The sequence below is a fragment of the Streptomyces laculatispora genome (assembly GCF_017353455.1).
Classification (GTDB): domain Bacteria; phylum Actinomycetota; class Actinomycetes; order Streptomycetales; family Streptomycetaceae; genus Streptomyces; species Streptomyces laculatispora.
The window spans coordinates 1-10,694 of record NZ_JAFMPZ010000654.1 but is presented as its reverse complement, the minus strand read 5'-3'; the positions used below and the strand labels follow the sequence as shown (position 1 = coordinate 10,694).

The window sequence follows — 10,694 nt, the reverse complement described above, 5'->3', positions numbered from 1 at the left end:
CCTCCTCGCTGATGCGCGCGGCGGCGCGGGCGCCATCGCCGCGTACCGCGCGGGTGCCCGCGCCGCCGCGCGCATCAGCGAGGAGGAGCGCCGGGCCGGTACGGACGAGGCGCGGGACACCGGCACCCTGCCGGTCCAGCGCGAAGGTGCCGCCGGGCCGCAGCAGCCCGGCGGCCGGTCCCCCGCGCCCGGCCCGCCGGCCCCCCAGGCATACGCCTTCGACAACGACAACGACGACGACCCGTACGACGACGAGGACGACGAGGACGGTGGCAGCGACGGCGGCGGTCAGGCGCCGCCCCGGCGGCTGCATCTGACCGGTTCCTGGGACGACGGCCCGGGCGCCGGACGTCCGGTCCCCGCCGGCGGCTCCAGCGAGGACGCCCTGCGGGCCGACTCCCGGCGCCAGGGTGCCACCCCGGCGCCCGCCCGCCCGCAGCCGCCCGCGGAGAGCCGGGAGACCGCCCCGGGCCGCTGGGACGAGATCGTCGCCGGGAACCGCGACACCTCGGCCTACCGGGGCCCCGCCACCACGCTGGCCGCCGAGCGCGCGCGGCAGGCCCGGATCGCGGTCGTCGGCGCGGTCACCGAGCGCTGGGCGCCCGAGCAGGCCGGGCCGGTCCACGAGAACTGGCAGCTGGCACCGCCCATCGGCCCCTCCACCGACCTCTGGGCGCTGGGCGCGCTGCTCTACCGCGCCGTCCAGGGCCACGCCCCGTACCCCGAGGACAACGCCGCCGAGCTCGTCCAGATGGTCTGCGGTGAGCCGCCCGCCTTCGCCGAGGAGTGCGGTGCGCTGCGGCCCGTCGTCGAGTCGCTGCTGCGCCAGGACCCCACCGAGCGCCCGGACTTCGAGGAGCTGCGCGGCTGGCTGCGCTCCCTCGTACGGGCGGCGCCCGAGCCCGAGGCCGGTTTCGACGTCGTACCGCTGCCGTCCGTGGACGACACCCGGCTGCCCGTCGTGCGCCGCCGGGGCGAGCTCGTCCGCAAGCGCCGCGGCCGTCGCAACGGCCCGGCGCACGGCCGTCACCGCCACACCAAGGGACGGCTGGAGGCGGAGCCGGTACTCGCCGAACCGCGCGAGCCCAGAGCCGTCAAGCCGCCGCGCGAGCCCAAGGGCCCCAAGGCGCTGCGCACCCCGCCGCGCCCGCAGCAGGACGGGCAGCGCGCGCCGCGACGGCTCGGCCGGCTGCTGCTCGTCCTGATACTGCTGGTGCTGGTCGCGGCGATCGTGTACGCCGTGATGTTCATGCCCAAGTCCGGTACGCAGTCCGGTGCGGGCGCCAGTCCGTCCCGTACGGCGACCGGAGCGCCCGATCCGGGCTCCGGCAGCTCCGGCGGACCGTCGCCGTCCCGGTCGAGCGGCGCGCAGAAGCCGCAGACCAGCCGCTCCGCCGTCGCACTCGCGCCCGGCTACGTGCTGCGCAAGGACGACGAGGGCTTCGAGGTCGGGGTGCCCAAGGGGTGGCAGCGCAGCCCCGCCAACACGGACCGCCAGATCCGTTACGGCAGCGACGGCTTCACCCTGCTGATCGTCCCCGGCCGCGACACCGTCAAGGCGAACGGGGTCGACCCGCTCGACTACCAGCGCGACAAGGAAGCCGAGTTGAAGCCCTTCCGGGACTCCAGTTGGTCCTCGGCGAGCGGACTGCGCCGGATCGACGTCGGCCGACAGGCCATGGCGGAGGGCCAGTTCACCTGGCAGGACGGTTCCGGACGGGAGGTGTACGTACGCAACCTGGCGATGATCGTCGCGGGCCGCTACCACATCCTCCAGGTCATCGGTCCGGAGGACCAGCGCGACAAGGTGTCGGACATCTACCAACAAGCCATCGCTTCCTACCGTGTGACGCCCTGATACACACGGGGACCCCAGAGCGACGGGCCGGAGCGACAAGCATCACAGTGCGATTTCATGGGCGGTGCGAGGTTCCGTGGCCGCACCTCCTCTCCGTAACCTGTCATCCGAAGGAACGGGGCAGGTACACGTGGATCGATCACAGGGCACGGACGCGGGACTGGTGCTGGCCGGGCGATACCGGCTCGGCGAAGTCCTCGGGCGCGGCGGCATGGGCAAGGTCTGGCGGGCGCACGACGAGGTGCTGCACCGCACCGTCGCCGTCAAGGAGCTGACAGCGGGGCTGTACGTCGCCGAGGCGGACCGGGTGGTGCTGCACGCCCGCACGCAGAAGGAGGCCCGCGCCGCCGCCCGCATCACGCACCCGGGCGTGGTCACCGTCCATGACGTCATCGAGCACGACAACCGGCCGTGGATCGTCATGCAGTACGTCGACGGCCCGTCACTCGCCGACGCTTGCAAGGAATCCGGCGAGCTGGAGCCGCGCGAGGCCGCCAGGATCGGCCTCCATGTGCTGGGCGCGCTGCGCGCCGCACACAGCGCCGGGGTGCTGCACCGCGATGTGAAGCCGGGCAACGTACTGCTCGCCCGGGACGGCCGGGTACTGCTCACCGACTTCGGGATAGCGGCGATAGAGGGCGACTCGACCATCACCAGGACCGGTGAACTGGTCGGCTCCATCGACTACTTGGCACCCGAGCGGGTGCGCGGGGGCGACCCGGGCCCCGCATCCGACCTGTGGTCGCTCGGTGCCACGCTGTACACCGCGGTCGAGGGCAGATCACCGTTCCGCCGCACCTCCCCGATATCCACCATGCAGGCCGTCGTGGCCGAGGAACCGTCGGCGCCCACCCGGGCCGGTGCCCTCACCCCCGTCATCACCGCGCTGCTCCGCAAGGACCCGGCGGACCGGCCGTCGGCCGAGGAGACGGAACGGATGCTGCTGGAGGCCATGGAGGGGCGCCAGCCCCGGGCGGCCCAGGCGTACGTCCCGACGCAGCAGGTGTCACAGGAGATGCTGCACGCGATGGGCTCGGGCGGAACGTCGGGCGGTACGGCCCAGCTGCCCCACCCCGCCGCCGCCCCGGCCCCCGGGGCCGCACCGGTGACCCGGCGCGGCCGCGGCCGGTGGCGCACGGCGATGCTGGTCGTCGCCCTGGCGGCGCTGCTCGGCGGCGGCGCGGGGATCGCCGCGATGAAGTACCGGGACCACCCGGGGAGCAGCAGTGCGAGCGGCGGCACCGGAACCCCCGGCGCCCGGTCACCGGACCCGGCCCCCCACAAGTCCTCGCCGAAGTCCTCGCCGAAGTCCTCCCCGAAGCCCGATCCGACGCTGAAGGGCGTACCGGACGGCTGGCAGCGGGTCCACGACCGGGAGGGGTTCAGCCTCCTGGTGCCGAACGGCTGGCAGCGCCGGCAGACCAAGACGAACATCGACTACACCCCGGACAACGGCAAGCACTACCTGCGCATCAGCATCGACCAGCAGCCCGACTTCGAGACTTCTTACCTGCACATGAAGAACATGGAGTTGAGCCTGCGGGAGCGGCTGCCGGCCTACCAGGGTCTGGGCCTGGAACCCAACTTCTACCGTGACCATCCCGGATCGCTCTGGGAGTTCACCTGGACCGAGAAGAACGGCGAGTCGAGGCACGCCATCGACCAGATGTACTACGGGGGCGACGCCGGGCCGGAGTACGCGCTGTACATGACGGGTCCGGCGGCGGACTGGGACACCACCCGCGACCAGTTCGACACCATGCTGCGCGGCTGGCGCGCTCCGGGGGACACCGGCTGACGCCGGAAACCGCCCGCGACCGGACTGTCGCGGGTCGGTCATCGCTCAGCCGGCTGGTGTCCACCGCACTTGTCCTCCGACAGGAGGTACGGATGACGGGTGACGGGGGACAGAGATCCCGGAGGAGAGGAGCGTCGTACCGGGAGGCCCGGGCCGCGAGCCCGCGGCGGGCCGGGCGGGCCAGGCGCTCAAGGACGGGGAGAAGATTTTCCAGCAGCTGGCCGAGGGGCTGAGGATTCACGCCTCCTGAGCGCGACCCGTGGAGATAGCCCCTGATCAGCACTTACGTAGCCAGTAGTCACTGGCTCGATCAACGGGTGCTCGCGGAGCGCTGTTGTGGGGACTGTGAAAAGCCGTTACCCACGGGTACCCAAAGCATCCGGCTGGACGTACTCTCGCCCTCATGACGGACTCGCAGGCCTCCACGCCCACCTCCGCCGCCGGTGTCGGCACCAACCCGGTGGCCGCCGCGCCCGCGGGCGTGCGCACGGCCGCCGATGTCGTGACCCCCGAGGTGATCGCCCAGCTGACCCGCGGCGTCGTCGGCTCCGGGCGTACCGCCAACCACACCCCCTTCACCGGGGAGAAGCTGGCCGACCTGCCCGAGTCCACCCCCGAGGACGTGGCGGCCGCCTTCGAGCGGGCCCGTGCCGCCCAGTCGGTCTGGGCCGCGACGCCCGTGCGGGCCAGGGCCGCCGTGCTGCTGCGCTTCCACGACCTCGTGCTCAGCCGCCAGTCCGAGGTCCTCGACCTCATCCAGCTGGAGACCGGCAAGGCCCGTCTGCACGCCCATGAGGAGGTGCAGGCGGTCGCCGTCGCCGCCCGGCACTACGGCCGCAAGGCCGGTTCGTATCTGAAGCCGAAGCGGCACACCGGTGTCGTCCCGACCCTCACCAAGGTCACCGAGCTGCGCCAGCCGCGCGGCGTCATCGGCCAGATCGCGCCGTGGAACTACCCGTTCGAGCTGTCCGTCGGCGACGCCCTGCCCGCGTTCGTCTCCGGCAACGCCGTGGTGATGAAGCCCGACACGGAGACCGCGCTGACCGCGCTCTGGGCCCGTGACCTGCTGATCGAGGCCGGGCTTCCGGCCGAGGTGTTCCAGATCGTGCTCGGCGACGGACCCGTGGTCGGCCCCGAGGTCGTCAAGCACGCCGACTACGTCTCGTTCACCGGCTCCACCCGCACCGGCCGCGAGGTCGCCCAGGGCGCCGCGGCCAGGCTCGTCGGGGTCTCGCTGGAGCTCGGCGGCAAGAACGCCATGCTGGTCCTGAAGGACGCCGACGTGGAGAAGGCCGCCGCGGGCGCCGTCCGGGCCTGCTTCTCCTCCGCCGGCCAGCTCTGCATCTCCATCGAGCGGCTGTACGTCCACGAGTCGGTCGCCGACGACTTCGTGGAGCGGTTCGCCGCCCGTACGAAGGCCATGCGGCTCGGCAACTCCCTCGCCTACGGGGCCGACATGGGCTCCCTGGTGGGCGAGCGCCAGCTGGAGACGGTCAGCCGGCATGTCGCGGAGGCCGTCGAGAAGGGCGCCACGCTCGTCGCGGGCGGGGTCGCGCGTCCCGACATCGGCCCGCTCTTCTACGAGCCGACCATCCTCGACGGCGTCGAGGCGCCGATGGCCGTCTGCACCGAGGAGACCTTCGGACCGGTCGTGTCCCTCTACCGCTTCAGCGACGAGGACGAGGTCATCGGCCTCGCCAACGCCACCCCGTACGGCCTCAACTCCAGTGTCTGGACCAAGGACGGCAGGCGCGGCCACCGGGTCGCCGCCCGGCTGCGGACCGGCACGGTCAACATCAACGAGGGCTACGCCCCCGCGTACGGCAGCGTGCAGTCCCCGATGGGCGGCATGAAGGAGTCCGGACTCGGCCGCCGGCACGGCTCCGAGGGCATCCTCAAGTACACCGAGGCGCAGACCGTCGCCCAGCAGCGGCTGATCCCGCTCGCCCCGTCCTTCGGGATGGACGACGAGAAGTACGCGGCCTTCATGAGCCGCAGCCTGAAGGCGATGAAGGCGTTCCGCCTGCGCTGACCCGCCGCGCCACCGCGGCATCCCTGTCCTTTTCGTACCGAGGAGTGCCATGTCCCAGGACAGCCCTGCCCAGAATCAGGCCGGACCGGCCGGTGCGGCCGACGACGACGCCGCGTACGACTACGACGTACTGGTCGTCGGATCGGGCTTCGGCGGTGCGGTGTCGGCTCTGCGGCTGAGCGAGAAGGGGTACCGGGTGGGCGTCCTGGAGGCGGGCCGGCGGTTCACCTCCGGCACACTGCCCAAGAACTCCTGGGACCTGAAGAACTACCTCTGGGCCCCCGCCCTCGGCCTCTTCGGCATCCAGCGGGTGCACCTGCTCGGCAAGGTGATGGTGCTGGCCGGTGCGGGGGTGGGCGGCGGCTCGCTGAACTACGCCAACACGCTGTACGTGCCCCCGGCGCCGTTCTTCGAGGACCGGCAGTGGGCGCACATCACGGACTGGCAGGACGAGCTGAAGCCGTACTACGACCAGGCCACGCGGATGCTCGGGGTCCGGCTCAACCCGACGACGACCCCCTCGGACGTCCACCTCAAGGCGGCCGCCGAGGCCATGGGCGTCGGCGACACCTTCCATCTCGCCCCCGTCGGGGTCTTCTTCGGCGACGGCAGGGACGCCGACGGCACGGCGAGGGCCAAGCCCGGCGGCACGGTCGCCGACCCGTACTTCGGCGGTGCGGGCCCCGCCCGCAAGGCATGCACGGAGTGCGGCGAATGCATGACGGGCTGCCGGCACGGTGCGAAGAACACCCTCAACGAGAACTACCTCCACCTCGCCGAGAAGGCCGGAGCGGTCATCCACCCGATGACCTCCGTCGTCGCGGTCACGGAGGACCCGGAGGGCGGCTTCCACGTCACCACCGTCCCGACCGACCGCCGCAGGAAGGGCAGGCCGACGCGGCTGCGCGCCCGCAAGGTGGTCGTGGCGGCGGGCACGTACGGCACCCAGACGCTGCTGCACACGATGAAGGACCGGGGGCTGCTGCCCCGTATCTCGTCCCGGCTCGGCGAGCTGACCCGGACCAACTCCGAAGGGCTCGTGGGAGCACAGACCTCCGACCGGCGGTACCGCAGGAAGCACGGCGCCAAGGCCGACTTCACCAGGGGCGTCGCCATCACCTCGTCGATCCACCCCGACGAGAACACCCACATCGAGCCGGTCCGCTACGGCAAGGGATCCAACGCGATGGGGGGGATGACCATCCTCCAGGTCCCCTACAGCACCCACCGGGTGCTGGGCTGGCTCGGCAACATGGCCAAGCACCCGGCGCTCGCCGTGCGCTCGCTCTCCAACCGGCGCTGGTCGGAGCGGACCATCATCGGGCTCGTCATGCAGTCGCTGGACAACTCGCTGACCGCGTACCGCAAGCCCGGCGGCATCGGGAAGGGCCTGCTCACCGCCCGGCAGGGCCACGGTGCGCCCAACCCGACCCAGATCGCCGAGGCGACCCGGAGCGCGACGCTGCTCGCCGACGAGATCAACGGTTTCGCGGGCTCCAACATCGGCGAGCTGATGGGCACCCCGCTCACCGCGCACTTCCTCGGCGGCTGCCCGATCGGCGCGAGCGCGCAGGACGGGGTGATCGACGCCTACCACCGGCTGTACGGGCACCCGGGCATCTCGGTGGTCGACGGTTCGGCGGTCTCCGCCAACCTCGGCGTCAACCCGTCGCTGACGATCACCGCGCAGGCCGAACGGGCCATGTCCTTCTGGCCGAACAAGGGCGAGCAGGACCCCCGCCCGGCGGCGGGCGAGGCGTACGAGCGGCTGGCGGCGGTCGAGCCGCAGGCGCCGGCCGTTCCGGAGGAGGCGTTCGGCGCGCTGAGGCTGCCGTTCCTGGGGATGCCCACGGTGCCGCCGAAGAAGGCCGGGCAGGCCTGACCGGATCCGGCCGGCCGGGGAGCGCACGGGAAGAGGACCGAGGACAGCGGAAGAGGACCGAGGACAGCGGAAGAGGACAGCAGAAGGGGCTGCACCCCCCTCCGAGTGCAGCCCCTCATGCTCTACCGGTGAAGCCGAGTTACGGATGTGACCGGTGGTTCCGCATGCATGACCTGCAAGGTGTCCCGATGGTTGTCCCGGAATTCACAGAACCCTTATGTGATGTCGCTCACGTTTGCTTCCGTGCTCAATCCGTGACCTGTGCCCGCGCAACTGTTCGCAGGGCCCCGGGGTCGAACTCGTACCGCTGCCACAGCAGCCGCACAGTCCCCACCGACCCCCAGAAGGTCCCGCGATGAGACGCACGACTCCGAGAGCAGCGCTGCGCCGCGCCGCGGGCAGCCTCGCCGCCGTCGGCCTGCTGGCCGCCGGATCGCTCGCCCTGACCGCCCCGGCGCACGCCGACGGCCCCGTCCTGCACTTCGGCGGTCCCGCCGAGACGGCCCTGCACCCGTATCCGGCGAGCGGGGCGCCGCGGCAGGCCTCCGTCGCGATCACCGTCGACAACCCGTCCCAGGACGAGGAGCACGGCGGCTTCGCGGGTGAGTACACCGTGACCTTCGACCTCAGCGGGATCGCGGGCGTCGCCGACGCCGTCTTCAGCAAGCAGGGCGGCGCCGACTGCGCGATCACCGGCACCACCGGCGTCTGCCACGACGCGGGCATCCCGCCCGGCACGAACCCGCTGCTCGAACTCCGCGTCACCGCCGCCAAGGGCAGCGAGGACGGGGACTTCGGCACCGTCCGGGTCACCGGCGAGGCGGACGGCGCGACCTTCACGGCGTTCTCCACCCGGATCGGGATCGGCGGCCCCGACCTGGTGATGAAGCAGGCCCCGCTGAAGACGGAGCTCAAGCCGGGCGAGACCCAGCCGGTCCCGCTCGCCTTCTCCAACAACGGCACCCGCGCCGCCGACGGCGTACTGCTCACCCTCATGTACACGCACGGCATCGAGTTCACCGAGCGGTACCGGAACTGCGAGTACGAGGAGGACGACGCCGGCCAGGGCGTCCCCGTCCGGACCACCGCACTCTGCTCGGTCGAGGGCAGCTACGAAGCGGGCGCCACCTATGAGCTCGCCGAACCGCTGATGCTCCGGGCCACCCGGCGCGCCTACCGCGACACCTTCGTCTACCGGGTCGACGAGGGCGGCTCAGCGGCGCTCGACGCCCAGCGGACCGGTGCCCGGCTCACCACGGGCGCCAAGGGGAACGTGCTCACCCTCAAGGAACTCCCCGTCGCCCGGTCCGCCGACCTCAACCCGCGTGACAACCAGCAGGAGGCCGACTTCAGCACCGCGAACACCGCCGACTTCGTGGCCGACGGCGATTCGGCGCGGGGCGTGCGGGGCAGCACCGTCGAGGCCGATATCGGCTTCCACAACGAGGGACCGGCCTGGATCGCCAACCTGCGCTCGGGCGAGTCCGTCGCCACCCTCGACTTCACCGTCCCCGAGGGCGCCTCGGTCACCGAATGGCCCGACAAGTGCCGGGGCGTGACGGCCGACGGGCAGTACCGCAAGGAGCAGACCGGCGCACCGCGCTATCTGTGCGAGGCGGCGACGGCCTTCGGGGAGGACCAGTACCTCTCGCTGCACTTCGACATGAAGGTCGCCGAGGTCGTCGCCGGGGCCTCGGGCGCGGTCGTCGTCCGCAACGTGCGGACGCGGGACCCGCAGCTGCCGTTCGACCCGAAGCGGGAGAACAACACCGCGTCCTTCGTCCTGAACGCCGACGACTCCGGGGACTCCGGGACCGGGAGCACGGGAGCCGCGACGTCGGGTTCCACCGGCGGCTCGTCCACCGCGGGCGGCGCGGCGGGCGGCTCCACCGGCGACGACGGCGCCACGTCCGGCGGCTCGGCCGCAACCGGCTCCACGGGTTCGACGGGTTCGACGGGATCGACCGGATCGACCGGATCGGGTTCCGGCACGGGCGGCGGCCTGGCCGCCACCGGCTCCACCGCGCTGACGGCCGCGTTCGCGGCGGCGGTCGCGCTGCTGGCCGGCGGCGTGCTGTACGTGACGTCCCGGCGCCGCGCCGCCCGTTAGCGGGAGTGGGCGAAGCACCAGGGCTCGTGGGCCGGAAGACACCGGTCCACGAGCCCTGGAGCACGGTTGCTTCCAGGCGTCCCCGGAAGCGGCCGTACTCGGGTGACCGGGCTGCTGTCCCCTGCCGACCGGTCACGCACGCCGGTGCGCGGTCCCACGGCGTACACGCAGTACGCCACACGCCCCGGCGGAGCCACGCGTGGTTTCCTTCCACAGCCGCCCCTGGCTGGCACGGACACCGGGACCAACGAAGCCGCGCCGGGCCCGGTCACGCGCCGTACGGGTGAGAGTCAGCCCGAACTGGGATACGCCCCTACAGCCCAGCGGTGCCACGGGCCGTCCGGCCCGCGGTGCGTCACACGCGGCCGCGGCACAGCTCCAGCAGCGTCATCGCGAGGGAGGTCCCGGGCTTGCCGAGCGCGTCCCGGTACTGGCCGAGGATCTCCATCTCCCGGGAGAGGTTCACCCGGCGGCCCCCGGAGGTGATCCGGGCCTCCTGGATGACCGAGGAGACGGCCATCCGTTCCTGGACGAGTCCGATGATCCGGCCGTCGAGGGCGTCGATGCGCGACCGGGCGTCGCCGATCAGGGACGCGGCCTCGGCGGTGTGCGCGCCGGTCTCCTCGGTGGCGGTGCGGACGGCTGCGGGCCGGTCGGTCGAGGTGCTGCTCATGGTGGTCTCCCGGTGGGGTGCGGCTCCCCGGGGGCCGACCGGTCCGGAACGCCAGAACGCCCCGGGCCTGTCGGCCCGGGGCGCCTGGAACGTTGCTTGTCAGTTGCTCAAGCAGCACGACCATGGCAGCCGGCGGGCCGGTTGCCATAGGTAAAGACGAAGGTCGTGTGCTGACGCATGGGGCTCAGTATGGACCCGGCGGCGGGCGGGAGCCAACGCGTGGCCCGGATGCTGAGACGGTCCGGGCCCGTGCCCCGGCCACCGGGCTGCCGGGCGGCGCCGTGTGCGGCCCCGTACGGCGCGAGGGCGCCCGGCGGCACTCCTCGTCGGCGCCGACGAGG

General features: G+C 72.5%; 6 protein-coding genes. 5 read left to right on the top strand and 1 reads right to left on the bottom strand.

The genetic code is table 11. The features are described 5' to 3' along the window. The 5 genes from J1C73_RS33960 to J1C73_RS33940 form a co-directional block, all read left to right on the top strand. The coding region (locus J1C73_RS33960) for a serine/threonine kinase C-terminal domain-containing protein (protein WP_504745075.1) at positions 1 to 1,858 on the top strand (1,858 nt) is incomplete at its 5' end. A 130-nt stretch (positions 1,859 to 1,988) separates the two neighbouring features. Then, entirely contained in the window at positions 1,989 to 3,656 is a 1,668-nt protein-coding gene (locus J1C73_RS33955; RefSeq protein ID WP_207319722.1) for a serine/threonine-protein kinase, read from the top strand. Positions 3,657 to 4,059: 403 nt separating this feature from the next. Next, positions 4,060 to 5,688 (top strand): succinic semialdehyde dehydrogenase, encoded by a 1,629-nt coding sequence (locus tag J1C73_RS33950; RefSeq protein WP_207319721.1) that lies wholly within the window; start codon positions 4,060 to 4,062, stop codon positions 5,686 to 5,688. 49 nt (positions 5,689 to 5,737) lie between these two features. After that, positions 5,738 to 7,570 carry a GMC oxidoreductase gene (locus J1C73_RS33945; RefSeq protein ID WP_207319720.1) on the top strand — a complete coding sequence of 611 codons (1,833 nt, stop codon included), beginning with the start codon at positions 5,738 to 5,740 and terminating at the stop codon, positions 7,568 to 7,570. Between the two features lie 355 nt (positions 7,571 to 7,925). Then, entirely contained in the window at positions 7,926 to 9,680 is a 1,755-nt protein-coding gene (locus tag J1C73_RS33940) for a COG1361 family protein (protein ID WP_207319719.1), read from the top strand. A 355-nt stretch (positions 9,681 to 10,035) separates the two neighbouring features. Here the strand turns inward: J1C73_RS33940 and J1C73_RS33935 are convergent, their stop codons facing one another. Beyond that, positions 10,036 to 10,353: a chorismate mutase gene (locus tag J1C73_RS33935; RefSeq protein WP_123461133.1), complete on the bottom strand. Its 318-nt coding sequence runs from the start codon at positions 10,351 to 10,353 to the stop codon at positions 10,036 to 10,038. Positions 10,354 to 10,694: the final 341 nt, after the last annotated feature.